The 24,608-nt window shown below is 64.8% G+C and carries 22 protein-coding genes, 2 tRNA genes, 2 other RNA genes and 1 pseudogene; 1 reads left to right on the top strand and 26 read right to left on the bottom strand.

Going from position 1 to position 24,608, the window contains the following annotated elements; genetic code table 11:
* Positions 1-73: 73 nt before the first annotated feature.
* The 26 genes and pseudogenes from ENJ37_03820 to ENJ37_03695 all read right to left on the bottom strand — a co-directional run bounded on the left by ENJ37_03820 (position 74) and on the right by ENJ37_03695 (position 24,082).
* A complete protein-coding gene (locus ENJ37_03820) occupies positions 74-967 on the bottom strand; it encodes a DUF3108 domain-containing protein (GenBank protein HHL39610.1) in 894 nt (297 codons plus the stop codon).
* Positions 968-1,051: 84 nt separating this feature from the next.
* Positions 1,052-2,002, bottom strand: a pseudogene (locus ENJ37_03815) (potassium channel protein).
* Positions 2,003-2,510: 508 nt separating this feature from the next.
* Positions 2,511-2,908, bottom strand: an RNA gene (gene rnpB, locus ENJ37_03810) — RNase P RNA component class A.
* 60 nt (positions 2,909-2,968) lie between these two features.
* Positions 2,969-3,493: a ribonuclease HI family protein gene (locus tag ENJ37_03805; GenBank protein HHL39609.1), complete on the bottom strand. Its 525-nt coding sequence runs from the start codon at positions 3,491-3,493 to the stop codon at positions 2,969-2,971.
* 163 nt (positions 3,494-3,656) lie between these two features.
* A complete protein-coding gene (locus ENJ37_03800) occupies positions 3,657-4,427 on the bottom strand; it encodes a hypothetical protein (GenBank protein HHL39608.1) in 771 nt (256 codons plus the stop codon).
* Positions 4,427-4,502, bottom strand: a tRNA-Met gene (locus ENJ37_03795). The genes ENJ37_03800 and ENJ37_03795 overlap by 1 nt, the downstream gene beginning before the upstream one ends.
* A gap of 687 nt (positions 4,503-5,189) precedes the next feature.
* Positions 5,190-6,467 carry an RNA polymerase sigma factor RpoD gene (rpoD, locus tag ENJ37_03790; protein ID HHL39607.1) on the bottom strand — a complete coding sequence of 426 codons (1,278 nt, stop codon included), beginning with the start codon at positions 6,465-6,467 and terminating at the stop codon, positions 5,190-5,192.
* 143 nt (positions 6,468-6,610) lie between these two features.
* The gene (locus ENJ37_03785) at positions 6,611-8,404 is read right to left on the bottom strand and encodes a DNA primase (GenBank protein HHL39606.1); all 1,794 of its coding nucleotides are present in this window, start codon (positions 8,402-8,404) and stop codon (positions 6,611-6,613) included.
* 367 nt (positions 8,405-8,771) lie between these two features.
* Positions 8,772-11,132 carry an endonuclease MutS2 gene (locus ENJ37_03780; protein ID HHL39605.1) on the bottom strand — a complete coding sequence of 787 codons (2,361 nt, stop codon included), beginning with the start codon at positions 11,130-11,132 and terminating at the stop codon, positions 8,772-8,774.
* 42 nt (positions 11,133-11,174) lie between these two features.
* The gene (locus ENJ37_03775; GenBank protein HHL39604.1) at positions 11,175-12,125 is read right to left on the bottom strand and encodes an NGG1p interacting factor NIF3; all 951 of its coding nucleotides are present in this window, start codon (positions 12,123-12,125) and stop codon (positions 11,175-11,177) included.
* A 228-nt stretch (positions 12,126-12,353) separates the two neighbouring features.
* Complete coding sequence (locus tag ENJ37_03770; protein ID HHL39603.1) at positions 12,354-12,806, bottom strand: GatB/YqeY domain-containing protein; 453 nt, start codon at positions 12,804-12,806, stop codon at positions 12,354-12,356.
* A complete protein-coding gene (locus ENJ37_03765; protein HHL39602.1) occupies positions 12,806-13,393 on the bottom strand; it encodes a gliding-motility protein MglA in 588 nt (195 codons plus the stop codon). The genes ENJ37_03770 and ENJ37_03765 overlap by 1 nt, the downstream gene beginning before the upstream one ends.
* Positions 13,394-13,451: 58 nt before the next feature.
* Positions 13,452-13,937, bottom strand: a complete 486-nt coding sequence (locus ENJ37_03760; GenBank protein HHL39601.1) for a roadblock/LC7 domain-containing protein — start codon at positions 13,935-13,937, stop codon at positions 13,452-13,454.
* Between the two features lie 113 nt (positions 13,938-14,050).
* On the bottom strand, positions 14,051-14,986 hold the full coding sequence (locus ENJ37_03755) for a pyruvate ferredoxin oxidoreductase (protein ID HHL39600.1): 936 nt from the start codon (positions 14,984-14,986) through the stop codon (positions 14,051-14,053).
* A gap of 8 nt (positions 14,987-14,994) precedes the next feature.
* Positions 14,995-16,191 (bottom strand): pyruvate ferredoxin oxidoreductase, encoded by a 1,197-nt coding sequence (porA, locus tag ENJ37_03750; GenBank protein HHL39599.1) that lies wholly within the window; start codon positions 16,189-16,191, stop codon positions 14,995-14,997.
* Complete coding sequence (locus ENJ37_03745; protein HHL39598.1) at positions 16,191-16,472, bottom strand: ferredoxin; 282 nt, start codon at positions 16,470-16,472, stop codon at positions 16,191-16,193. The genes porA and ENJ37_03745 overlap by 1 nt, the downstream gene beginning before the upstream one ends.
* 52 nt (positions 16,473-16,524) lie before the next feature.
* The gene (locus ENJ37_03740; GenBank protein ID HHL39597.1) at positions 16,525-17,121 is read right to left on the bottom strand and encodes a pyruvate synthase; all 597 of its coding nucleotides are present in this window, start codon (positions 17,119-17,121) and stop codon (positions 16,525-16,527) included.
* A 167-nt stretch (positions 17,122-17,288) separates the two neighbouring features.
* Positions 17,289-17,885 carry a recombination protein RecR gene (recR, locus tag ENJ37_03735; protein ID HHL39596.1) on the bottom strand — a complete coding sequence of 199 codons (597 nt, stop codon included), beginning with the start codon at positions 17,883-17,885 and terminating at the stop codon, positions 17,289-17,291.
* A 5-nt stretch (positions 17,886-17,890) separates the two neighbouring features.
* Entirely contained in the window at positions 17,891-18,211 is a 321-nt protein-coding gene (locus tag ENJ37_03730) for a YbaB/EbfC family nucleoid-associated protein (GenBank protein HHL39595.1), read from the bottom strand.
* Complete coding sequence (gene dnaX / locus ENJ37_03725) at positions 18,204-19,910, bottom strand: DNA polymerase III subunit gamma/tau (protein HHL39594.1); 1,707 nt, start codon at positions 19,908-19,910, stop codon at positions 18,204-18,206. Before dnaX ends, ENJ37_03730 begins: the two co-directional genes overlap by 8 nt.
* Positions 19,911-20,041: 131 nt before the next feature.
* Positions 20,042-20,141: signal recognition particle sRNA small type (gene ffs, locus ENJ37_03720), an RNA gene on the bottom strand.
* Between the two features lie 124 nt (positions 20,142-20,265).
* Positions 20,266-20,356 (bottom strand) — tRNA-Ser (locus ENJ37_03715).
* Between the two features lie 248 nt (positions 20,357-20,604).
* Positions 20,605-21,000, bottom strand: a complete 396-nt coding sequence (locus tag ENJ37_03710; GenBank protein ID HHL39593.1) for a hypothetical protein — start codon at positions 20,998-21,000, stop codon at positions 20,605-20,607.
* Between the two features lie 232 nt (positions 21,001-21,232).
* Complete coding sequence (locus tag ENJ37_03705) at positions 21,233-22,147, bottom strand: hypothetical protein (GenBank protein HHL39592.1); 915 nt, start codon at positions 22,145-22,147, stop codon at positions 21,233-21,235.
* Positions 22,144-23,739, bottom strand: a complete 1,596-nt coding sequence (locus tag ENJ37_03700; GenBank protein HHL39591.1) for a VWA domain-containing protein — start codon at positions 23,737-23,739, stop codon at positions 22,144-22,146. The genes ENJ37_03705 and ENJ37_03700 overlap by 4 nt, the downstream gene beginning before the upstream one ends.
* Positions 23,740-23,779: 40 nt before the next feature.
* On the bottom strand, positions 23,780-24,082 hold the full coding sequence (locus ENJ37_03695) for a DUF3553 domain-containing protein (GenBank protein ID HHL39590.1): 303 nt from the start codon (positions 24,080-24,082) through the stop codon (positions 23,780-23,782).
* Positions 24,083-24,103: 21 nt separating this feature from the next.
* On the opposite strand from ENJ37_03695, the gene ENJ37_03690 reads away from it, so the two are divergent.
* Entirely contained in the window at positions 24,104-24,274 is a 171-nt protein-coding gene (locus ENJ37_03690; protein HHL39589.1) for a lysine biosynthesis protein LysW, read from the top strand.
* The last annotated feature ends 334 nt before the right edge of the window (positions 24,275-24,608 follow it).

Below are 24,608 nucleotides of genomic sequence, written 5' to 3'. Positions count from 1 at the left end.
TGTTTATCGGTCTGACTATTGCGGAACCCTTCGGGTTCCTGTTGTTATATTTAATATCGACATTTTCGCGCTCTTACTTTAACGCCTTCCGTCCGCCCCGCAGCCCGGCGCTCTTGCTGAACGTCATGGGCACCGTCATGCCCCTGAGCCTGCCGCGCACGTCTCCGAAGAGCACGATGTCCTTTGCCACGGCCTCGACGGGGACCATGTCCTTGGAGAAGAGTATCTCGATCTCCCCGCTCTTGGAGCCGAATATCTCCTTGTCGATCTTCACGTCAGCCAGGTAATCGGCCGCCGGTTTGCCGTCGCGGCGCCTCCGTATCTCGGTGCGGCCTGCTATGGTCATGAGTATGACCGAGTCCTTTTCACTGTTCTTGGGGAAGGTCCTTATGGCGTAAGAGACACCCTCGCCTACGGGACCGTAGACGCCGTACCTGAAGTTGTAGAAGGCCGTAAGGGGGCCGTCGTAGTAGGCGCCTTTCTCCATGGGAAAGCTGGCCGAGTCCACGAGCCTGCCGCCCTTCCAGGTGCGCCACGTTATGACGCCCTTTTCGTAGTCGAGCTCCGTTACGGTCCTGCTCCGGCTCCATCCCCAGGCGACGGTCTTTTCGAAGCGGACGGTGCGGAACCTCCTGCCGCCTTCCACCTCCTCGAGCCGCGCCACGTAGCTGTCGCGCCTGTGGCGCACCAGTGTATCGGCCACGCCGGTGGAGCGTGCCTTGAGTTCGGCCACATAGGTGCCGTCGGCCTCGCGCCGCAGGCCGATACTCCCTTCGGCCACGTCGTCGAGTATCCAGAAGCCTATGGTGTAGTCGAAGACCTCTCCGTCGAAGGCCTCGCCTATGGTGGCCGTCCGCCCTCCGAAGACACCAGCCCCCGCCGCAGCCGCAAAGGCCGGGCCCCTGGGCGCGGCGAGAAAGAGCAGGGCCGAAAAGGCCGTTATCATCCGCCCTGTCCGACTCGACATCGTGCTTTTCCACCGGGGTTTCGACGGCCCATCTCTCGGCCGCCGCCCTCCCACGCCCTCCCCCCGCGCACAGGAGCCGCTCCTTCAGGAAACGCCGCCCGCGAGTCTTTCGAGCTCCTCGAGCCCTTTCTGCTCGCCTATGGAGATGAGCTTGTCGCCGGGGCTTATGACCGTATCGCCAAGGGGCGTGAACTTCATCTCCCCCTCAGCCGTCGCTATGGCCACCACCATGACGCCGAGGTCGCGGCCGAGGCCGCAGGAGCCGAGCGTCTTGCCGGCGAGCCGGGAGCCCTCCCGCACGACGATCTCCTCGAGCTGGAGCTCGAGGTTTCCGCTTCTGGTGGCGAACTCGAGGAAGTCCACTACGGCCGGCTTGAGTATGGTGTGGGCGATGCGCAGCCCTCCTATGTGGTAGGGTGAGATGACGCGGTTTGCGCCGGCGCGCAGCAGCTTCTGCTCCGAGCCTTCCTCGCCCGCCCTGGCCACGATGAAGAGGTTGGGGTTGAGCCCCCTCGCGCTCAGGACTACGAACAGGTTGTCGGCGTCGGTTGAGAGGACCGAAATGAGTCCCCTGGCCCTCTCTATGCCGGCGGCGACGAGATTCTCGTCCTTCGTGGCATCGCCCGTTATGACGATGGTGTCGTCGTCGGCGTCCCTCTCTTCGGCGCGGACCTCGACCACCACGAGGGGCACGCCCCTGCCCTTGAGCTCACGGCAGATTATCTTCCCCATCCTGCCGTAGCCGCAGACTATGTAGTGGTCTTTCATCGCCAGGAGCCGCCTCTCCAGTTTTCTCCTGCCCAGAAGCCTCTGGAACTCGCCCTCGAAGACTATGCGTATGCCGTTGTTGACGGCGTAGGCAAAGACGCCGATGCCGACGAAGACGAGCCCCAGGGTGAAGGCCCTGCCGGCCTGCGAAAGGGGTTTGAGCTCCTGGTAACCTATGGTGGTGAGGGTTATGACCGTCATGTAGAGCGAGTCGAAGAGCGGCCATCCCTCAACCGCCGCATAACCTATGGTGCCCGATACTACTACGACGAAGACGAAGAAGATGGAGAGCAGAAACCTTGTATACAGTGCCGGCACGCCCCTCGAAAGCCCCTCCGTGTCGCCCCGCGCCCCGGCCCGAGACGGTCTTTCAGTCCCTTATTACTCGAGAAAATTCTGATTTATTGCGGCCGAGGGAACCTTCTCTGCAAAAATGTTCCCTCAGGCTCCCTCCAAGAACGCGAGTTGGTCTCCCCTCTTTTGCCAAGCAAAAGAGGGGAGACCAACTCGTATTGAAAGTCTTTGAAGGGGGCGTCCTGCCCGCGCCGGCTGCATCGGGGGCTGTGCCGGGGGGGGTCGGGCCGCAAAGGCGTAAAGATCCCGCCTGGCGCGGCCCGCCCCCTCCGCCCCCCGGCACAGCCGAAGACCCCAATAACATACGACGGGCATGGGGGAAACGCGGGTCTGTGGCCCTCGGGTCTGTGACCCTCGGGCCTGTTGGCCCTTCTACAGAAAGTTTCCCCCAGGATAACCGCGCCGGGATTTGCTTCACCGGGACCGGAGGCTACCGTAAGCCGGATTCTGTAATCCCGGTCCACACCGGGACGGCGGCCATTCATCTGGGACCGGCGTTGCCGCCGGCCTCGTGCAGCCTACCCGTTCCGCCGTCCCCCGCCCGCGGGCGGAGGAGCAAGGACGGGCCGCCCTTGAAGCGGAACCTATTTGGCCTTGCACCGGGAGGGGGTTGCCGAGCCCTGCCGGTCGCCCGGCAGGCTGGTGGGCTCTTACCCCACCGTTTCACCCTTACCGCCGGCCGCGATGGCCGGAGGCGGTCTGCTTTCTGTTGCCCTGTCCCTGGGGTCGCCCCCGGTCGCCGTTAGCGACCTCCCTGCCCTGCGGTGTCCGGACTTTCCTCCGCCGGGACAACCCGGCAGCGACCGCCTGGTATCCTCCGGTCCCTGTTAAGCAAACACATCAATTATAACACGAAAGGACTTGCAAAATAAAGAGAAACTACTTGCGGGCATCTATGGCCGCATTGGCCATGGCGTCGGCCTCACTATTGCGGCCCCTGGGGACGTGTCTTATCTCGAAGCGGTCGAAGGACTTTATCAGGGCCGCGGCCCTTGCGTGAAGGGGACGAAGCCCCTCGTTTCTCACCTTGTAGAGGCCCTTTATCTGGCGGACCATGAGCTCGGAATCGGCCAGCACCCTTATACGCCGCAATCCGAGCTCCCTTGCGGCCTCGAGCGCCGCTATGAGCGCGCTGTACTCGGCCACGTTGTTGGTCGTCTCGCCGAGGTAGCGCGATATCTTCCTTACGACCCGTCCCCCCGGCTCCTCCCTTATGATCACGCCGAGGCCCGCCTTCCCGGGATTTCCCCGCGAAGCACCGTCCACGTTGATGGTGGCCTCCACGGCAGTGGACGCGGCAGGTACGGACCTCCCCGGCCGGTCCCCGGGCTCCGGCCCGGCGGCGCCGTGGCCCTGGACGGCGATGAGCGATGCGAGGATCGAACGGGCCTGGTCGGCCGTCATGGAGAGACGGCGCAGCGTCTCGTCCACATCGAGCGTCTCTGCGAGCGTTGCGAGAAAGGCGCGGACCGCTTCTCTGTCGGCGCCCCCGTCTCTCTCCGCCCCTATAACGGCGCCTTCGGGATGCCGGCCCTTGTCCTCAGAGGGCGCGTCCCGGCCGTTCATATCAGACGGCCTCGGAGCGGTCCGAATGGTCGAAATATAGTATGCGGTGGCAGTGGGGGCAGGTGATGAGCTCGTCGTCCCCCCTCATGAGCCGGATGTATACCTGTGGCGGGATGTTGATGTAGCAGCCCTGGCAGATCTCGTCCTTTACGGGCACGAGGCCGAGGCCGCCGCGCTTTTCCTTGATGCGCTCGTATGTCTTGAGCACCAGCGGTTTTATCTCGCCCATGACCGTCTTTCTGCGCTCGGTCACCTCGGCGATCTGCTTGTCCCACTGTGGCTCCCTGGCTCCGAAGTCGCTCGTCAGGGCGGCGAGCACGCCCCTCTTCTCCTCGATGGCGGCCTTGCCGGCCTCCAGCCGCTTGTCGAGTCCGGCGATCTCTTCTTCTATCTTCAGCAGTTCGAACTCGTGCTCCTCACGCTCGCGCTTGGCGTTGTTTATCTCCCGCAAGAGCGCCCCGTACTCGCGGTCCTTCCTGATCTCGGCGGTGCGCTTCTCGTCGCGCCTTATCCTCTCTACGCGGAGTCTTATCTGCTCCTCGACATCCCGCTTTTTCTTCAGGAATCCGTCGAGCTCTTCGCCGAGCCGCCGCTGCTCGGCCTCGAGGGCCTCTATCTCGCCCTCCACCTCTCCTATCCTGCTGCGCAGACTCTCCCTCTCACCTTCGATCTCGCCTATCTCGAGGTCCATCTTCTGGATCTCTTCCAGGACCTTCAGCGAATGTTGCAAAAAGCAGCCTCCAATCTTTTTTCGGAGTCCCTCCTTTGACATGGTGGGCCCACCTGGACTCGAACCAGGGACCGACCGGTTATGAGCCGGTGGCTCTTCCAACTGAGCTATGGGCCCCGCCCGCCGTAGCCGTCGCAACAGAGACTCCGCCCTGTGAACGCCCCATCAGGGGCGGCCGACATGGTGGTTCCTTATTTTATGAAAATAAGCGGCCGCTGTCAAGCACTCTTTACGTAAGGCGGCCGCCGGGGGGGGTAACGGCGGGGCTTATGGAAGCCCTGATTTATTCTCTGATTTATTGCCCTGGGGGAAACTTTCTGTAGAAGGGCCACAGGCCCACGTTTCCCCCAGTGCAATTAATCAGAGCTTCCCTAAGAAAAGTCTTTGAAGGGGGCGTCCTGCCCGCGGCGGCTGCCTCGGGGGCTGCACCGGGGGTTCGGGCCGCAAAGGCGTAAAAAAATCCCGCCTGGCGCGGGCCGAACCCCCGGTACAGCCGAAGAGCCGAACAACCATACAATGGGGCAGAGGGGAAACGCGGGCCTGCGGCCCTTCTTCGGAAAGTCTCCCCAGGGTAATTAATCAGAGCTTCCCTAAGAAAAGTCTTTGAAGGGGGCGTCCTGCCCGCGGCGGCTGCCTCGGGGGGCTGCACCGGGGGTTAGGGCCGCAAAGGCGTAAAAAATCCCGCCTGGCGCGGGCCGAACCCCCGGTACAGCCGAAGAGCCGAACAACCATACAATGGGGCAGGGGGGAAACGCGGGCCTGCGGCCCTTCTTCGGAAAGTCTCCCCCAGGGTAATTCCTTATGTCAGTGCTCGGTAAAGACCTTGAGCTTTACGCACCTTGTGGGGTGGCGCAGTTTTCTCAGGGCCTTGGCCTCTATCTGCCGGACCCTCTCGCGGGTGACATTGAAACAGGCGCCGACCTCTTCGAGCGTATAGGAGGTATCCTGGCCGATACCGAACCTCATCCGCAGCACCTGCTCCTCCCGCGGCGAAAGGGTGGAGAGTATCTCGTCTATCTGCTCCACGAGGTTTTCGTTGACGGCCGTCTCGTGGGGCGCAAGGGTGTTGGTGTCGGCTATGAAGTCGCCGAGCGAGCCGTCGTCGTCGCCGACGGGCGCCTCGAGCGAGACCGGCTCCTTCACCACCTTGAGCATCTTCTTGACCTTGGCCGCCGGAAGCCCGATCTTCTCGGCCAGCTCCTCGGGCGTGGGCTCAACGCCGTTGTCCTGGGCGAGCTTGTTGGAGAGCTGGACGAGCTTGTTGACGATCTCCGTTATGTAGACGGGGATCCGGATGGTGCGAGACTGGTCGGCTATGGCCCTGGTGATGAACTGTCGTATCCACCAGGTGGCGTAGGTGGAGAACTTGTAGCCCCGGCGGTAGTCGAACTTGTCGACGGCCCTCATGAGGCCGATATTGCCCTCCTGGATGAGGTCGAGGAGCTGGAGGCCGCGGTTCATGTACCTCTTGGCGATGCTCACCACGAGCCTCAGGTTGGCGGTGACGAGCTGTTTTTTCGCACCGTCCATGACCTCCTCCCAGTAGTCGAGCACCTTGGCCATGTCGATGACGGCCCGAGCCTTCATGCCGGCGGCGGCCTCGACGGCGCGCTTGCGCCTGCTTATCTCCCTGAGCTCGGCCCTCGCCCCGTCGTCGCCCCTCTCCCTGGCGGCCCGTCTTCTCTCCTCCAGGCGCAGCAGCTCGTCGCGCCAGCCCTTTACGGCGGAAGCAGCGGCAACGAGTACGCCCGTTTCGTTGTCTATCTCGACCACCAGTTCCGACTCGCGCTCCCTGCCGAGCCCCTTGCCGTTGGCCTTGAACGACCTTTCGAGCTCGTCGACCCTGGCGAGCACGCCATTCAGGTCCCCCGTCTCCTCTTCCTCGAAGTCGTCATCGTCATCGTCCGACCCGGACCGGTCTTCCGCGCCGAAGCGTTCCTGGATCCTCGCCCTCAGGGCGTCGAGCTCCCCTGCAAGGGCCGGTGTCTTGAGCAGCTCGCCCGCAATGGCCATCCTCGACTCTTCTATGCGCTTTGCGAGCTCGATCTCGCCCTCTCTGGTCAGAAGATATACCTCGCCCATCTCCTGGAGGTACCTTTTTACGGGGTCGTAGACCTCGCCCGACTCGTCCTCCACGGCGCAGAGGCCGTCGTCGCAGTCCTCGATCTCGACGAGGTCCTTCTTCTCCGCACCCTCTGTTCCGGATGTGTTCAAAGGCATCTCTTCTACTCCAGTCCGTTTTTTTTGCGACCGCCCTCTATCCTCTTGATGAGTCTTGCGGCCAGTTCGTCGAGCCCCGCCTCCCGCGCCTTCTTGACGGTCGTCTCGATGGTGGCGGCCCTCACCTTGCCGGCGTCGAGCAGCTTCGCCGTGCAGTCGTCGAGCATCCTGCCAGGCTCTTCTATGAACCCATCTTCATCACTTACGAGCAGAGAGGCCGCGGCGGCCCTCGTCTCCTCGCCGTCGATCTCGTCGAGCAGGGCGCGCACGTCGCGGCGGCCGGAGTCGAGGAAGTCGGCGAGAGCGCAGGCAACACCCTTGAGGAGCGGGTCGTTGAAGCGCCGGAGCGCCAGGGCCGTCCTCTCTCCGTGGAGCTCGGGGTGGGCCATGAGCACCCGCAGAAGCGTCTCCTCGATGCGTCTTGTGTTTCTCGCCGCTGCGGCCCGCCTTGCCGCCTCGCTCCGCGAAGACGGCGCGGCCTCGGCAAAAGCGTACCCGGCCCGCCTCTTCCGGCGGCCGACGCTGCGCATGGCCTCGTAGACCGAGGCGACGTTGAGTGAGAGCACCGTAGCAGTCCTAACGGCGTAGTGGTCCCGCACGGCCACATTCTTCAAGGCCGTCAGATAGGGCAGCGCCTCTTCCAGCGCCTTCGCCTTGCCCCCGGCGCTCGCCGTATCGAAGCGGTCCCTCAGCCCGTCAAGAAAAAAGTCCATGAGCGCCCCGGCCTTCGCTACGGCCTCATCGAGGGCCGCGGCGCCGCGGCGCCTGAGAAAGTCGTCGGGGTCCTCCCCCTCGGGCAGGAGCACTACCATGGCGTCCACGCCCGCCTCGATGCTCGGCCCCAGCACCCGCAAAGCGGCCTTCACGCCGGCCTCGTCGGAGTCGAATATGGTATACACCTTCCCGGCGTACCCCTTGAGCCTGTGGAAGTGGGCGGCCGTCATGGCCGTGCCCATGGTGGCCACCGAGTTGCGAAACCCCGCCCTGTGGAGGGCGATGAGGTCGAAGTACCCCTCGGCGACGAGCACGGCGCCGCTCTTCCTTATCTGCTCCCTACCCTCGTAGAGGCCGTAGAGTGTCTGGTTCTTCCTGAAGAGCGGCGACTCCGGGGAGTTGAGATACTTGGGCTCGGCGCCGACGACCGTCCTGCCGCCGAAGGCGACTATGCGCCCCCGCGTATCCCTTATGGGAAAGACTATCCTCCCCCTGAAGCGGTCGTAATACCTCCCCTCGCCCTTCTTTACGAGCAGGCCGGCCTTCTCGGCCGTGGCGGGATCCACCCCCCCGGCCTTCAGGTACGAGAGGAGCCCGTCCCACCTGTCCGGGGCGTAGCCGACGCCGAAGGCCGTGACCACCTCTCTGCCGAAGCCGCGGCCCTTGAGATACCGGCGCGCCGCAGCCCCGGCGGGACCCATGAGCTCTTCCGTGAAGAAACGCCCCGCCAGCGCGTTGGCCTCCACGAGCCTTGCAACCTCGTCGGAGGCTGCGCCGCCTCCGCCCTTACGCTCCTCGACCTCGATGCCGTACTTTGCGGCCACGGCCCTGACGGCCTCGACAAAGCTTAGCCTCTCGTACCTTACGAGAAAGTCGATGGCGTCACCGCTTGCGTGGCAGCCGAAGCAGTGATAGAGGTTCTTTTCCTCGCTTACGGTGAAAGACGGCGTCTTCTCCGAGTGAAAAGGACAGAGGCCGACGAGGTTCCTGCCCCTGCGCCGCAGATTCACATAGTCGGAGACGATATCGACGATGCTGGCCCGCAGCTTGATTTCTTCTATTTTATCTTTCGGAATCACGATGATAAATCTTTAGATTTATTTCACCGGGGGAAACTTTCTGTAGAAAGTTTCCCCCGGACCCCCTTCAAAGACTTTCGATACGAGTTGGTTTCCCCTGTTTTGCTTGGCAAAACAGGGGAAACCAACTCGCGTCAAAAGTTTTTGGAGGGAGTCTGAGGGAACCGTGGGTCTGTGACCCTTTTACAAAAAGGTTCCCTCAGACTTTCCCTGCCTCCACCTTCCGTGCCTCGTGGACTTCGACCCCCTGAGGGAGGACCGGTCGCAAAGGCGTATACCCCCGCCTGGCGCGACCGGTCCTCCCTCAGGGGGTCTCATCATTACGCCATAAGGGACACCACGGCGTGAGAGGGCCGGAGCCCGTCGCCGGAGATCATTTGAGCGCCACCACCGTTACGCCGGCCCCGCCCCTGTCCGGATTTCCCGGCGAAGCCCCCTTTACCACGGGACTTTCCTTGAGGAAGGCGCGCACTGCGCGCGCCAGGGCGCCGGTGCCCACTCCGTGTATTATCTCAACCCTCTCGAGGCCCACCATGTGGGCCTTTTCGACGAAACCCCGCACGAGCGCAAGCGCCTCGTCCACGCGCTTTCCGATGATGTTGAGCGTCATAGCCGCCGCGGCGTCTCCTGCGAGCACGGCCGCTCCCGAGGGCCGGACCGGCGCGGCGGGGGCGGCGACTTTCTTGAGCCTCGACCAGGCAAGCCTGACCTTGAGCCCTCCCACCGCAACGTCGGCGCGCCTTGCCCCGTCGTCCACGGCCGTCACCTCGCCGCGACGGCCCGTGCCGGTGACCTCGACCCAGTCGCCGGGGCGGGGCCGGTAAGAGCGCTCATCCCGCCCTTCGGGCGCCGGCGCGAAGGAGCCGAGGGCCCGGCGGACGAGCTTCGAGGCCCTCTCGGCCTCGCCCCGCGTGGCCGTCCCCCTGAGTTCTTCGGTGACACGGCGGATCTCGGTCCTCGCCCGCTCGGCGTCCTGCTCCAGCCGGCGGCGCAGCCGCTCGACGAGTCTTCGACGCTCGCGCCTGAACCGCTCCACCGCCTCGCTCCTCCGGGCCTCGAGTTCGCGGAGCCTCGCCTCCAGCCGAGCGACCCTCTCCTTCTCCTCTTCCAGCAGCCGCACAGACTCGACGAAGGCCCCCTCGCCGCCGGCAAGCCTCTCTTTTGCGCGCTCCACGACCTCCTGGGGCAGGCCGTACTTCAGCGCCACCGCAAGCCCGAGGCTCGGTCCCGGCACCCCGCGCCGCAGGGCGTAGAGCGGACGCATGGCCTCCTCGTCGAAGAGGACGGCGCAGTTCTCGAAGGCCGGATCGGTCTGGGCATGGGCCTTGAGCAGATTGAGATGGGTGGTTACGACGGTCTTCGCCCCCCTTGACGCGAGCTCCTCGAGCACCGAGAGCGCAAGGGCGCTCCCCTCGGCCGGGTCGGTGCCCACGCCTATCTCGTCGATGAGAACGAGGGTTGAGGGTCCGGCGCCGTCGAGTATGCGGGCCGTGCGCCGCAGGTGGGCCGAGAAGGTGCTGAGATCGGATACGATGCTCTGGCGGTCGCCGATGTCGGCCCAGAGGCGGCCGAAGACGCTGAGCGCGCTGCCCGGGGCGGCCGGGACCGGGACGGCCGACTGGGCGAGAAGCGTCAAGAGGCCCAGGGTCTTGAGTGAGACCGTCTTTCCCCCCGTATTGGCCCCCGATATGACGAGCACCGCCACGTGGGGCTCCAGCTCCATGTCTATGGGGACGGCGCGGCCCTTGCCCTCGGCCTCCCTGAAGACGAGCAGAGGGTGGCGCGCGCCGCGAAGGCTCACGGAGCCGTCGGTGCGAAGCACCGGGACCACCCCGTCGACGGCCCTGCCGAAGAGCGCCTTCGCCTGGAGGCGGTCGAGCTCGACCATGACCGCTATGTCGGCCTCTATCTCGCTCTTGACGGCGGCCACCGCGGCGGTGAGTTCGCGCAGGATCCTCATCACCTCGGCCGACTCGTCGCGGCGCAGTATGGCGAGCCGGTTGTTGAGCTCCACCATCTGCATGGGCTCTATGAAGTAGGTGAGCCCGCTCGCCGAGCGGCCGTGGACCACGCCGGGAAAGGAGGCGTGGGGGCCGGCCTTCACCATGAGCACGTAGCGGTCGTCGCGGACCGAGTAGAGGTCGTCGGCCAGCGCGTCCCTGCAGCGCTCGCTGCGGGCCATCTCGGCTATCAGCGAGCGCGAGCGTTCCATGGTGCGCCGTATCTCCCCCCTTATGGACAGGAGACGCCGGGAGGCCGTATCCTTGACGCCGCCCTTCTCGTCGACGGCGCCATCGAGGCGGCGCAGCAGGTCGCGCTGGTCGCTCAGGGTCCCGATGAGCGCCGCTGCGCGGGGACAGAGGCCCCTGAAATCGGCGTCGACCACGGCCCTGAGGCCGACGGCCGTCTCGAGCGTGTACCGGATGTCGAGGAGTTCTTCGGGCGGCAGGCAGGCCCCCTCTGGGACGCAGCGCGAGAGCGGCCCCCTCACGTCGCGCAGCCCGCCGAGCGGCAGACGGCCGCCGGCGTCGAGGAGGGCCGACAGTTCGGCCACCGAGGCGTAAGCTTCTTCCATGGCCGCGGGGTCGGCCATGGGTCTGAGGTCCCTGATGGAGCTGGCGGCCTGGACCGACGAGGCATGGGACGCCACGGCCTCGAGGACCAGACCGTACTCGAGGGCTTCGAGCGTGGCCTCATCGACAAGGGCGGCCGTTGGATGTGCGGTAAGAGTCAAGGGACGGACGTCGCGGCGGGGATGCTCGCCCCGCCGGGAGACCTACTTTCTCGTTATCCTCCTGAAGCCCGAGCAGGCGACCACGTCCACGCCGTCGAGCACGTAGTCGAGCAGGAGGTTGAGCCCCAGGTTGTCGCTCGATATGTGACCGGCCAGGACGACGTTTATATGGTGCTTTTCCGCTTCCTTGCGGTGCTCCTCGCCTATGTGCATGCCCACGACCGTGCCCACTCCCGCCTGGGATAGTTTCTCGAAGGCCTTCTTGCTGCCGCCCGTGCCCCCCGTCATGTCGACGAAGACCTTGCCCGCCCTGCGCCGCGCAGAGCCGACGACCACCTTGGGCCCCACGGCCTCCTCCATGGCCGCCCGGTACTCGGGTATGTCCCTGAGCGTGTCGACCACGTCGGAGACGTAACGGGGGGTGGCGTCGTCGAAGAGACGCTGAAGGTAGTCGGTCACGGCGTTGTCCGAGGGCGTGTGTATGCACATCATCGGGATGCCCAGAAGCTTTGCGGCGTCGACGGCCCTCGTGTGGTTGGCCGGCATGAGCCTGCGCTCCACCTCCTTTATGCGGTCGCTCATCAGGCTCTCGGCCACGTTTATGGGCACGCCGTAGCGGTTGAGGATGCCGGCCTGCATGTCCATCACGTCGTAGAGCCTGGCCATGGGACGGCCCTCGGGGTGATGGGCTATGATGAGGTCCACGGGCGTGCCCTTCCCGCCGAGCCGGTCGGCAAGGAGCACCTCGCCGACCTCAACGTCGATGCCCACCATCACGCGCCTCACCTCGCCCTCCGGGTCGCCGTAGAGGATGCGCGTGTCGGCGAAAGGGTTTTCGAGGGCCTCCATGTCGAACCACTTGCGCTCCTTCTCCTTGAGGTCCTCGTAATCCTTCTTCGTCCTCTCGAGAACCTTGGCGACCTCGTCGCCGCCGCGGGGATCGAGCTCCATGCCGCGCCTGTAGGCCCTCTCGTATATCTCGCGTATCTTCATGACTCCACTTCCTTTCTCATTCCCATGTCGGTGAAAGAGGGACTGGCCGCCCCCTGGAAGACTCTCCGTCCAAGGGCCCCGGCCGCGGCGGCGGCCGCAGGGGCCGACTCGCGCCATGCGGGCCTTTTAACGCCCTTGCGCCCCCTCTTTGCCCCCCTGCGGGCGCTCAGAGGAAGGAGTTGCGGAAAGGCGCTCCCCCTCCTCCCCCCGAAGGAGCTACCCGGAACGTCAGCGGGAGAGGGCCTTCCTAACGGTCTCGCTCACGACCCTGCCGTCGGCCCGGCCCCTGACCTTCTCCATGACCGACTTCATGACGCGCCCCATGTCCTTCATGTCCGAGGCGCCGAGCTCTTCCACGGCGGAGGCCACGACCTCCTCGAGCTCCGAGGCCGACAACTGTTCGGGCAGGTAGGCCCTGAGGACCGCGATCTCGGCCTCTTCCCTGTCGGCCAGGTCGTCACGGCCGCCGCGGCGGTACTGGACCACCGAGTCGGTCCTCTGGCGGATGAGGGTGGCCGCCACCTGGGCGACCTCTCCGTCATCGAGCCCGCGCCTGAGCTCGATCTCCTTGTTCTTCATGGCCGCAACGAACATGCGTAGCACGGAAAGACGAGCTTTTTCGCCACGTTTCAGCGCTTCCTTCATGTCGGAGATGACCTTTTCCCGCGCACTCACGTTCATTACGCCCCTTTCTTGAGTTCCCTGAGCACCAGCTTGACCACGGCCTTGAGGGTCTCGAAGACGCCGACACCCTTGACGGCCACGGCCTCGAAGTCGGGCACGCCCCTGGTGTTGAGCACTTTCTTCAGCTCCGTCACGGGCACCACGTCGGCGAGGTCGCGCTTGTTGTACTGTATGACGTAAGGGAGCTCGTCGAGGTTGTAACCCTGTTCGGCGAGGTTGAGACGCATGTTGTCGAAGCTCTCGAGGTTGGCGTCCATGCGCTCCACCTGCGAGTCGGCGACGAAGACGATGCCGTCAACCCCCTTCAATATGAGCTTTCTCGACGCATCGTAGAAGATCTGGCCCGGCACGGTATAGAGGTGGAACCGGGTCTTAAAACCCTTTATCTCACCGAGGGCGAGCGGCAGGAAGTCGAAGAAGAGCGTCCTCTCCGTCTCGGTGGCCAGGGAGATCATCTTTCCCTTCGATTCGGGTCTCGTCTTGGAATATATGAACTGCAGGTTCGTCGTCTTGCCGCAGAGGCCGGGGCCGTAGTAGACGATCTTGCAGTTTATCTCCCTTGCGGAGTAGTTTATGAAAGACATATCGTGAGTGTCGATACTCTCCCCGAGTCTGTGGGCCGGCGCCGGGGGCGTAGGGGCTTCAACTGAAGAGCTTGTCTATGTCCTCGTCCGTGATCTCGTCGAGGAGCCTCGACTCCGCCGACTGCGAGCCCCGGGCCCTCTTGACGACCCGTTCTATACACTCTTCGAGCGCCCGGCTCGCCTTCCTGACCCGGAGCCTTACAAGCCCGAGCGAGCTCCTCTCGTCGAATATGACGACGAGTATGACCTTGCCGGCGATGAGCGAGAGGTGGATGTTGTCCTTCTCCCCCTCGTGGAAGAGTATGGAGAACTCCTTTTCGCCCACGAGCTTTGCAAGGCCGTCGGTGGCAGCAATGTTGCCCGCCGTGAGCGAGGCGAGCGAGGTCACGTCCATGCCCTCGGTCTCGCCGCCGAGCGTAATGAGCTGGCCGTCCTTGTCCACGAGGAAAGCGCTCTTTGCGTTGGCGTCGGCCACGAGCTTCTCGACGATGCCGGTAAGCTCACGGTACTCTTCATCGAACATCACAAGCGAGCTTTGAGTCATGACCGTTTCCCCGCCCCGGCGCCGGGGGCGTCAAGCAAGGGCGGCGGACCTGTCGGCGGGGGGGATTGACGCCCGCCGGCCGCCGGTGTAGAAGAAGGTCCGCCTGCGCCTCTTCAGATCCGTTTGCCGTCAAGCTCCAGGAGTCTCTCCCATTCGTCGTCGATCCCCTTCTGGAGGGCTTCGACGACCGAGCCGTCACCTCCCCTGAAGAGGTGCTTGAACCTGCCCTGGAGCCTTAGCCACTCCTCCACGGGTCTCTTATCGCGCGGCTTGTAGGTGACCTTGAGCACGCCGTCTTCGACCTCGTAGAGAGGCCAGTAGCAGGTGTCGGAGGCGAGCTTGGCAAGCCGCATCGAGTCCTCCGGCTTCGAGTACCAGCCCAGCGGACAGGGCGAGAGTATGTTGAGGAAGGTCGGCCCCTTCGTGGAGAGCGCCTTTTGGGCCTTCCTGGCGAGGTCCGACCAGTTGTGGGGCGAGGCCTGGGCCGCGTAGGGCACGTTATGGGCCACCACTATGCGGGTGAGGTCCTTGCGCCACTCGCTCTTGCCGGGGATGACCGACCCGGCCGGGCTCGTAGTGGTGCCGGCTCCAAGCGGCGTTGCGCTGGAGCGCTGTATGCCGGTGTTCATGTACGCGCCGTTGTCGTAGCAGACGTAGAGGAAGTCGTGCCCCCTCTCGAGCGCCCCCGAGAGGGACTGGAAGCCTATGTCGTAGGTGCCTCCGTCGCCGCCGAAGGCGACGAACTTGATCTCCTTGTCGCCGCCCGGCAGTCTCCCCTTCTTCTTCAGAACCCGGTAGGCCGCTTCCACACCGCTTATGGTTGCGGCGGCGTTCTCGAAGGCCGAGTGTATCCACGGTATGCGCCACGACGTGTAAGGGTAGATGGTGGTGCCCACCTCGAGACACCCCGTGGCCGTGGCGGCCACAACGGGCCCGCCCGCCGACCTGAGCAGAAGCCTCACTATGGGCGGTATGCCGCAGCCGGCGCAGAGCCGGTGGCCTCCGGTGAAGAGCTCTTCCTGACTTGCCAGTTGCTTGAGAGTCGCCATATCGTCCTCTATCCTTGGGTTATGTACTTTATCAGCTCGCCGGCCCTGCCCTTCCCGGCCGCCTCCCTGAGCTCGTCGAATACGCCGAGGGCGTCCTCGACCATGTAGTCGCGCCCGCCGAGGCCGTATATGCGGCCGAAGACCACGGGCCTGTCGTCCACTTCGTAGAGGGCCGAGCGGATGTCGCTGAAGAGGGGGCCGCCGAAGGCGTTCATCGAGTCGGCGCGGTCGAGCACGGCCACGGCCTTCCTGCCCCGCAGGGCCTGGGCGAGTTCCTCGTGAGGGAAGGGCCTGTAGACGCGGGGCCTGAGCACGCCGACCTTCCTGCCCTCCTTCCTCAGCCTGTCGACGGCCACCTTGGTGGTGCCGGCCGCCGAGTTGAGGATCACTATGACCTCGTCGGCGTCGTCGACCATGTAGGCGTCGAAGAGGCCGTAGCTCCTGCCGAAGGCACTTTCGAACTCCTTTGCCACGTCGAGTATGACGCCCTTGGAGCGCGTCATCGCCTCGGACTGCTGGCGCTTGAACTCCATGTACGTGTCGGGCAGGGTCATGGCGCCGAGGGTCACCGGATTGTCCGTGTCGAGAAGCGACGTGTCGGGCCTGTACTCTCCTATGAAGTCCCTCACCGCCCCGTCGTCTATGAGCTCCATGTTCTCGATGGCGTGGCTCGTTATGAAGCCGTCGAGACAGACCATGACGGGCAGGCGCACGTCCCTGTGCTCGGCGATCCTCACGGCCTGGAAGAGGTTGTCGTAGGCCTCCTGGACGGTCTCGGAGTAGAGCTGTATCCAGCCCGAGTCCCTGGCTCCCATGGAGTCCGAGTGGTCGCAGTGTATGTTGATGGGCGCCGAGAGCGCCCTGTTGACGGTGGCCATCACCACGGGCAGCCTCATGCCCGAGGCTATGTAGAGGACCTCCCACATGAGGGCGAGTCCCTGTGAGCTCGTGGCCGTCATGACCCGCGCGCCGGCCGCCGAGGCGCCCACGCAGGCGCTCATGGCCGAATGCTCGCTCTCCACGGTGATGAGCTCGGTGGAGACCTTGCCGTCGGCTACGTAGCCGGAGAACTCCTCGACCACCGTCGTCGACGGCGTTATGGGGTAGGCCGCCACCACGTCGGGGTCTATCTGCCTCATGGCGTGCGCAACGGCCGAGTTGCCGGTAAGACCGACCCGGTTTGCTGGCTTCGTGGCTACTGACATCAGACGGCCTCCTCTTCCATAGTAATCGCCTTCACCTTGTCGGGACACTCGACGGCGCAGATGCCGCAACCCTTGCAGTGTTCGAGATCGAACCCGGTCATCTTGCCGTCCTCGACTATGATGGCCGAGTCGGGGCACATGACCCAGCAGATGAGGCAGTCTATGCACTTGTCCCTGTCGAGCACGGGCCGCAGCTTGCGCCAGCCGCCCGTGGAGTAGGCGTCGGCCGAGCCCGCATCGAGTATGACGCCTCCCCAGGGAAGCTCTTTATCGACTTTCATCTTACCCCCTTGTTCGTCTTTGTATCGGCACGGAAGGAGAACAGAGGCCCGCTCAGGCCGCCTCCTCGTAGCCGCGGCGGATGGCGTTGACGTTGCCCTCTATGACCCTGGCGCTGAATTTCTTGGAGTAGTTGTCCCTGAAGTTGCTTGTCAGGGCGTCGAGCGGCACCAGTGAAGTGACCCTGGAGAGCGCGCCGAGAAGGGGCGCGTTGGGCATGTGACGGCCCAGGCTCTCCATCGAGATGCGGGAGGCGTCGACGGTGAAGACGGCGGGGCCGTCGCCCACTCCGAGCTCGCCGCGCATCTGTTCGGCGCTCTTGGTGGTGTTGACGATGAAGACGGCCTTTTCGTCCGTTCCGTCGGTGACGCTGCCCGCCACGCCCATACCGCCGGAGATATCCATGCCGATGAGCGTGGGATCTGCTATGACCACGATGTCGGGCCTGGTCACCTGACAGTGGAGCCTTATGGGCTCGTCGGAGACGCGGTTGAAGGCCTTGACCGGCGCCCCCATCCTCTCGGGGCCGAACTCGGGAAAGGCCTGGACGTACTTGCCGGAGAGCAGCGCGGCCTCGCCCAGCATCTTGGCGGCCGTCACTATGCCCTGCTGGGCCCGGCCGTGCCACCTTACCTCAACGTAACCTTCCATAGTCTCTTCTTCCCTTCGTTTTCTTTTTCCCCGGAGGGGTCGTTGCCGCGGGGCGCCAGGCCGCCGCGGGGCGGCAAGCCTTCGCGGTGCCGGTCCGCCCGTCCACTCGACGTCCAGGCCCTTTCAGCCTCCCGGCGCTCTTCCCGCGCAGACGGCGCGGGCCGAGCTCAGAGCTCGCGCCTGCCTTCCATGGCCCGCGAGAGCGTGGAGCTGTCCATGTACTCGATGAAGCTGCCCATGGGCACGCCCGAGGCTATGCGGGTCGTCTTCACGCCGTAGGGCTTGAGGAGGTCCGTAATATAGACGGCCGTGGCTTCGCCCTCGCTGTCGAAGCCGGTGGCGACGATGACCTCGGCCACGCCGCCGCGCTCGACCCTGCGCACGAGCTCGGCGAGCCTTATCTCGCCCGGCCCTATCCCCTTGAGCGGAGAGAGCGTGCCGTGCAGGATATGGTAGCGGCCCCGGTAGGCACCGCCGGACTCGATGGCCACCATGTCCTTGTAGTCGCCTACCACGCAGAGCGTGGAGCCGTCACGGCGCGCGTCGCCGCATATGGCGCAGGGGTCCCTCTCGGAGAAGGTCATGCACTCGGAGCAGAGGCCCACCCCATCCCTGACCTCCAGCAGGCTGGCGACGAACTCGTCCACGTAGCCCTTGTCGGCGTTGAGCACGTAGAGCGCCAGCCGCGAGGCCGTCTTCTCGCCTATGCCCGGCAGCCTGGCGAAGGAGTCGATGAGTCTGCGGATGGGCCCGGCGTACTCCATGGCCCTCACAAAAGACCCGGTATGTTCATACCGAGACCGGCCGTAACCTTCGACATCTCGTCGCTTATCATCTGCTGGGCCCTGGCGAAGGCCTCGTTCACGGCGGCGACGACGAGGTCCTGGAGCATCTCGACGTCATCGGGGTCCACGACGGCGGGGTCTATCTTTATGGAGACGAGCTTGTTGGCGCCGTTGACGACAGCCGTGACCATGCCGCCGCCGGCGCTGGCCTCGACGGTCTTGCCGGCCATCTCCTTCTGTATCTCGGCGACCTTCTGCTGCATCTTCTGGGCCTGCTTCATTATGCTGGCTAACTGTTTAGACATCGCTCCTCCTGGGGTTTTCAATTATCTCGGCGTCGAATATGCGGCGCGCCTCCTCGACGATGGCCTGGGGGTCCGCGCCTGCGGCGTCGGGGGGACCGAAGCTCACCCGCGCCGGGCGGCCAAGGTACTCGGCAAGGGCCTTTTCGAGAGACCTGCGGTGCTCGGCCTGGCGCAGGACGGCCTCCCCGGCGCCGGCCCTTATCTCCACCTCGGCGCCGCCGAAGCGCACGTCGGCCTGGGAGAGGACCCTGGCCGCCACGCGGTCGCGCTTTTTAAGGAGTTCTACGAGCCCGGCCTTTGCCGCGCCCTTTCGGCCCTGCCCGGCCTTTGCCGCAGAGGCGGCGTCCCCCCCTTGCCCCGCCTGCCCCCCCTGCGCAGCCGGAGCCCCCCCCTGCGTAGCCGGAGCCCTTCCCGGCGCCCCGGCGGCCTCCTTCGCCGGGGTCCCCCCGGCGACCGCCGCGGCCTTGACGGACTTCGGCGCCTTCGGAGACGCCGGCGCCGGTCCCGACTCCGGCCGGGGCCGCCCCGGAGCCACCCCCGCAAGGGGCACCCCGGCGGAAAAGGCGCTCCTCAGCGCCTCCAGTCCCGCCGCGATCTCGGCGAGCGTCTTCAGCTCGCCCGTATGCGCGGCCCTCACCAGGGCCATCTCGAGGGCGAACCGCGGTGTGGCGGACCTCGAAAGCTCGTCGAGCCCCCTGGTCACCACGGTGAAGAGCTGCTCGATCCGCTCAAGTCCCAGCCCGGCCGCAAGTCCCTTGAGCCTCTCCTTCTCGCTCTCCGGCAGGTCCAGGAGAGCCGTCTCTCCCGTGACCTTCAGGACCATGAGATCCCGGATCTGCTCGAGCATCTCGGAGCAGACTTTTTTTAAATCATAACCAAAATCATATATCTTTTCAACGATATTTAAAGCCTTCGCGCCGTCGCCCGCCACAACGGCCGCCGTGAGCTCGAAGAGCGTGGTGCGGTCCATGAGGCCGAGGGCCGAAGCCGCGTCGGCGGCCCTTATCTCCGTGCCGGCAAAGGCTATGACCTGGTCCAGGAGGCTCTGGGCGTCGCGCAGGCTGCCGTCGGCCTCCCTCGTTATCATGTAGAGGGCCTCTTCGTCGATTGTGATCGACTCGGCCGAGGCAATCGAGCGCAGCCTCTCCTCTATGACACGCAGCGGTATGCGCCTGAAGTCGAAACGCTGGCACCGCGAGAGTATCGTGGCCGGTATCTTGTGGACTTCCGTCGTGGCGAAGATGAATATCACATGGGGCGGAGGCTCTTCAAGGGTCTTGAGCAGGGCGTTGAAGGCCGCGCCCGAGAGCATGTGGACCTCGTCTATGATGTAGACCTTGTAGCGGCCGCTGCTGGGCACGTACCTGACGCTCTCGCGCAGCTCCCTTATGTTGTCCACGCCGGTGTTGGAGGCGCCGTCTATCTCGAAGACGTCGACCGAGGAGCCGGCCACCACCCCCCTGCAGGAGTCACACTCGTTGCATGGCGAGACGGTCGGTCCCTGTGCGCAGTTGAGACATCGGGCCAGTATCCTGGCGGCCGTGGTCTTGCCCACGCCCCTGGGACCGGAAAAGAGATAGGCATGGGCGATCCTGCCGGAGGTGACGGCGTTTCTGAGGGTCGTCGTCACGTGGTCCTGCCCGACGATCTCGTCGAAGACGAGGGGCCGCCACTTCCTTGCTATGACGAGATAAGACATATGCGGGACTTTTCAGCAGGAAGAGCCGTCAAGGCAACCATGATTCGCCGCCCCGGGGCCGCTGTGCATCCGGGGAGTCGTGACGTACAGGGGGGAGTGCGCCCGGCTCCAAACCTTTTGCGGGCGCTGTTGATAGCTAGGCACCCTCGCGGCACATGGGCCGAGGTGCTACCGCTGCTTCCTTCCGGACCTGACGGGGTTCACACCCTTTCCATTGCGCGAGACCCAGCTATCAACAACGCCCGCAAAAGCGTTAGGGGAAGCCCCGAAGCGGCTCTCTTCCGGGGAGCTTCTATCGAAGGATCGCGCCGCCTCCCCCGGACGGACCGCACGGGGCCCCCTCTATGGACGAATGTGGCGGAGAGAGAGGGATTCGAACCCTCGGTACACGATTAATGCACACACGATTTCCAGTCGTGCCCCTTCGGCCGCTCGGGCATCTCTCCGGCTGTCGTGACCGGCACGGCCTGTGAAGCGGGGGAGCCGGGACGGCCCGTGCCGGCCGGGGGAACCGCGGGTCCGTGACCCTCCTACAAAAAGGTCCCCTCCGTGCAAGAATTCAGAGTTCCCTTAAGGAAACTCTGATGAATTACCCCGGGGGAAACTTTTACAAAAAGGTCCCCTCGGTGCAATCAATCAGAGTTCCCTTAATTTAGCATCTTCGGGGGGGCTTTTACAAGGAAAAAAACAGGGACTACGGCACGGAGGCGCTCACCTCGTTGGAGTAGTCGCTCTCGTAGCCCGCCTCGTTGTAGGCCGTGACGGCGAAAAAGTACTTCGCGCCCGAGTTGAGTCCATCGAGGGTGTAGGACGTGACGTTGCCGGCGTCCCTGAAGGCGGTGTAGTCTCCCGGCGAGGCGCCGTAATAGATATTGTAGCCCGCAAGGTCGGCGACCGGCGTGCCGTCCGTGTTGGTCGCCGGGGCGCTCCATACAAGCGTCACCGAGCCGGTCGCGGCGGCCGCCCCCTCCGGGGCCGCCGTCGAGGTCCCGGCCGAGCCTCCATCGCCGCCGCACCCCTGCGCAAGGAGCAGAAGCGACGCGGCAACAACGAAGAGGGCCCCCGTCGCCGATGTGCCGTCCCTCCTCAAAAGGCGCTCCCCCCCAGCCCCCGCCCGGAAACGGGTCCTGCGCGCTCCGTGACGTCGAGAGAGAGCGACAGGGACTGTTTATGAAACAGCTCCATGGAGACTCCGATCAATTACCGCTGGGGAGACTCAAGGGCCATGGCCCCGGCTCCCTCGGTGGAACGGATCAGAGCTTCCCTATATTACAATCGACCCTCCCTGTCAAGCGCGGCGGGCGCGGCCGGGACCGTTGAGTTCAGGGGCGAACCTCGCCGTGCCCCTCACCTCCACCGCCGGCCGTCCCTTCACCGTCATCAGTCCCTTCACCGGCGGCAGTCCCCTCACCGGCGGCAGTCCCCTCACCGGCGGCCGGGACGGATGCGGCGGCGGCGGACGGGGCGGCCTCTGCGGCGGGATCAGGCGCGGGCCCGGCCTGCGGGCCGGCCTCTCCGGCTTCGTCTTGCGGGACCGGCTCCCCTGCCTCCCCGTCCGCCTTCCCCTCTTCCGAGGCGGCGGCCGAGGGAGGCGGCGCGCCATCGCCGTCCCCCGAGGTCCGGCCGTAGACCCTCATGTACTCGCTTTCGAGCTCGGCGTGAATGCGGGTCAGGTTCTCGTAGGCCCTGGTCATGTTGTCGAGGTTGCGGTTGAGTTCCTGAACCTTCTCCTTGAGCTCGCTCTGATCGGCGAGCAGGCGCCTCTTGTCGTCGAGCAGCCTCTTGACGTCGCCCATGGCCGAGGAAGAGGCCTCGAGCTGCTTCATGATCTGGGCCTTCTCGGTCTCCGACTCCCTGAGCTTTTCGAAGTCGGTCTGCAACACGTCGGTGAGGCTCTCGCAGATGCTCTCCCACATGGAGTGCTCGTCGCCGGCCCCCTCGAGCCTGGCCACGATCCTTTCGAGGAGCTCTACGCGCGCAAGGTCTATGCGCCTCATCATCTCGCGCTCGTATCCCTGCGCCGCCCCTTCCCCTTCTGCGTCCTCCCCGGCTATCTTCTTCTTGAGCTCCTCGAGCTCCGACCTCAGGGCGGACTCGAAGCCCTCTTTTTTCTTCACCGCCTCCCTGGCGGCACCGGCCTTCCTCCTGTAGAGGACGAAGAGGACCACAAGGGCCGCGACAGCGGCCACGGCGAACTCGACTATGAAGAGAAAGAGGAGGGCGTCTATCTTTATCACTCTTTTTTCTTCCCCACCAGCCCCGCAAGCCTTGCGGCAAGGGAGGCCCACTTCTCCCGGACGCCGCCGAGCCTGCGGCGGTTGAGCCAGCCGAGGACCGCGCCGGCGGCCAGGAGGTTGATGAGCAGAAACTTCACGACGGCCCCGCTCCACACGCCGCCGTCCGAATCGGCCCCGGGCTCTTCGTCGCTCTGCGGCGCCTCCTCGCCGTGGCCGCCTCCCTCGCCGTCATGGCCGCCGTCATGGCCGCCGGCCGGTGCGTCGCGGTCCGGCGCGGCGGCGCCGTGCTCCCCGCCGGAGTGCGCGACGCCGTGGGCTTCCGCGCCGGCCGGCTCAGGCTCGTAGACGTTGAAGGAAAAGGTCTTTTCGCGCTCGAAGGTCCTTGAGACGGCCACGAGCCTGAACTTGTAGGGGCCCGTCAAGGCCGGCCTGTAGACGGTGGAGAAGACACCGTCCCCCTTCTCCACGTCTCCCTCGCCGCCGTCGTCTGCAAGCTCCGCCTTCTCCGTCGAGCCGTCGGGCAGGGAGACGTGAAGATCGAAGTCGAGCTCATCGAGTATCTCTGGCACGGTCACCACACCGCCGGCGTCCTCGAGCCAGGCGTTCACCGGCACGCCCTCGCCGAGCATCACGTTGAGCCTGTCGAGGGACGTCTCTATGCCGAGCCGCGTTATGATGTAGGCCTTGTTGTTTTCCGTGCTGAAGAGTATCTTCCAAGTGCCGTCCGCGGGGTCCGGGATGGTTATCATCTCGAAGGTCCTGGCCACCGACCACCTCGTCGATGGGTCCCGCGTGGCGGCCGTGAACTCCACGCCGCCGGGTGCGACGAGCGTTATATGCGTCTCGGGAGAGTGCTTGGAGGCTACGACGGTGAGCTCGTCGACGGCCTTGTCGACGAAGAAGGTGTTCTCCTCTATGGGGAGCATGTCCGGCTCCTTGAGGCTTTCGAATATGGAGCCGAAGACGAGGTGGAAGACGTCGTCCGAGGGGGCCACGTTGAAGAGGCCGCCCGTCTTCCTGGCCACCTCCTCAAGCAGCGCCATGTCGCTCTCCTCGGTGAACGCGATGGTGTAGACCCTTATGGACCTCCTCTTTAGCTCTTCGACGAGACCGTCCTTGAGCTTGCTGACGAGCGCTTCATCCCTTTTCGGGTCCCCCACGTCCATCTTGCCGTCCGACATGAGGACGATTATGCGCCTGCGGCGCTCGCCGCCCTCCACGCCGCCGCCCCTCTCCAGGAGGTCTGCGGCGGCCGATACGGCCTTGTACAGGTTCGTGTATGCCCCGCTGGAGGTGACCTTCCCCACCGCCTCTTCGACGGCGGCCGTACCGGCGGCGTCGAGACTTCGCAGCCCGCCGAGCACGCGGGCCGATGTGCTGAAGCTCACCACCGCGACCCTGTCGGCCCCGTCGAGCAGATCGACGAACATCCGCGCCGCCGGTATGCGCAGCGTCATGGGATCGGTCCGCCTCATGGAGCCCGAGGCGTCCATGACGAGCGCCACATCGAGGGCGGCCCTTGCCGCCGCGCCCGTGGGTGCGCAGACCGCCAGGGCGGCCAGCGCAGCCGCTATCATCCTGATGGGCGTCATCGCTCCCGGAACGCCCTCCTCAACGGGAAGATGGAAAAAATCAGGGGTGTCTTCTTATGCCCGCGTACCAGCAGCTGTCCAGGCACTCCATGTCGTTGTTGAAGACCCTCTTCTTGCCGTCGGCGAACTCGATCCTCACCATGCACATGCCGCCCGGCACGGTGGAGCGGGCCTCTTCGACGACGAGACCCACCCCCCACTCGGGGTGCTCCATATGTATGACCCGCTCGCCCACGGCGAGGTAGAGCCTCCTTGTCTCGTACACGCAGGACTCCTTTTCTTTTCCTCTCCCGACGACCGGGCCAAAAGGCTTGACAACCAAGCCCGCCCTGGTGGACAATATGACGGCGGAGGTAAGACCACCATGTCAGACCTGGGCTCCATCGACTACCTTACGTGCCCCACCTGTGACGTCGAGATACCGCTGGACGGCGACGAAAGGGTGGGCCAGCAGATATACTGCCCTTACTGCCAGGTACCCCTCAAGATAAAGAAGACGAAGACCGACGAGATTTACCTCCAGGAAGATTTTTAACGCGGCCCGGTTTCCCACCGGCAAACCGGGGCCGTAAGGAAGCTCTGATCAATTACCCTGGGGGAAACTTTCTGTAGAAGGGCCACAGGCCCACGTTTTCCCCAGACCCGTCTCATGTTATTCGGTTCTTCGGCTGTACCGGGGGGTCGGCCCGCGCCAGGCGGGATTTTTTACGCCTTTGCGGCCCGACCCCCCGGTACAGCCTCCCCGGGGCAACCGCCACGGGCATATGATGCCCCTTCAAAGACTTTTAATTCCCTGCGGATCATCCCGATTTTGCAAGCAGAATCGGGATGATCCGCAGGGCGTCAAAAGTCTTTGGAGGGAGTCTGGG

The organism is Deltaproteobacteria bacterium (assembly GCA_011375175.1).
Lineage (GTDB): Bacteria > Desulfobacterota > GWC2-55-46 > GWC2-55-46 > DRME01 > DRME01.
This window is presented reverse-complemented; position numbering and strand designations above follow the sequence as displayed.

Excerpts from the sequence above, each read along its gene's own strand:
- ENJ37_03700 (HHL39591.1), bottom strand. The coding sequence starts at position 23,739 with ATGACGCCCATCAGGATGATAGCGGCTGCGCTGGCCGCCCTGGCGGTC.
- recR (HHL39596.1), bottom strand. The coding sequence starts at position 17,885 with ATGGAGTACGCCGGGCCCATCCGCAGACTCATCGACTCCTTCGCCAGG.
- ENJ37_03820 (HHL39610.1), bottom strand. The coding sequence starts at position 967 with ATGTCGAGTCGGACAGGGCGGATGATAACGGCCTTTTCGGCCCTGCTC.
- rpoD (HHL39607.1), bottom strand. The coding sequence starts at position 6,467 with ATGGGCGAGGTATATCTTCTGACCAGAGAGGGCGAGATCGAGCTCGCA.
- ENJ37_03765 (HHL39602.1), bottom strand. The coding sequence starts at position 13,393 with ATGTCTTTCATAAACTACTCCGCAAGGGAGATAAACTGCAAGATCGTC.
- ENJ37_03805 (HHL39609.1), bottom strand. The coding sequence starts at position 3,493 with ATGACGGCCGACCAGGCCCGTTCGATCCTCGCATCGCTCATCGCCGTC.
- ENJ37_03745 (HHL39598.1), bottom strand. The coding sequence starts at position 16,472 with ATGAAAGTCGATAAAGAGCTTCCCTGGGGAGGCGTCATACTCGATGCG.
- dnaX (HHL39594.1), bottom strand. The coding sequence starts at position 19,910 with ATGTCTTATCTCGTCATAGCAAGGAAGTGGCGGCCCCTCGTCTTCGAC.
- ENJ37_03775 (HHL39604.1), bottom strand. The coding sequence starts at position 12,125 with ATGAAGATACGCGAGATATACGAGAGGGCCTACAGGCGCGGCATGGAG.
- ENJ37_03770 (HHL39603.1), bottom strand. The coding sequence starts at position 12,806 with ATGAACGTGAGTGCGCGGGAAAAGGTCATCTCCGACATGAAGGAAGCG.
- ENJ37_03690 (HHL39589.1), top strand. The coding sequence starts at position 24,104 with ATGTCAGACCTGGGCTCCATCGACTACCTTACGTGCCCCACCTGTGAC.
- ENJ37_03800 (HHL39608.1), bottom strand. The coding sequence starts at position 4,427 with ATGTCAAAGGAGGGACTCCGAAAAAAGATTGGAGGCTGCTTTTTGCAA.
- ENJ37_03730 (HHL39595.1), bottom strand. The coding sequence starts at position 18,211 with ATGTCTAAACAGTTAGCCAGCATAATGAAGCAGGCCCAGAAGATGCAG.
- ENJ37_03760 (HHL39601.1), bottom strand. The coding sequence starts at position 13,937 with ATGACTCAAAGCTCGCTTGTGATGTTCGATGAAGAGTACCGTGAGCTT.
- ENJ37_03755 (HHL39600.1), bottom strand. The coding sequence starts at position 14,986 with ATGGCGACTCTCAAGCAACTGGCAAGTCAGGAAGAGCTCTTCACCGGA.
- porA (HHL39599.1), bottom strand. The coding sequence starts at position 16,191 with ATGTCAGTAGCCACGAAGCCAGCAAACCGGGTCGGTCTTACCGGCAAC.
- ENJ37_03740 (HHL39597.1), bottom strand. The coding sequence starts at position 17,121 with ATGGAAGGTTACGTTGAGGTAAGGTGGCACGGCCGGGCCCAGCAGGGC.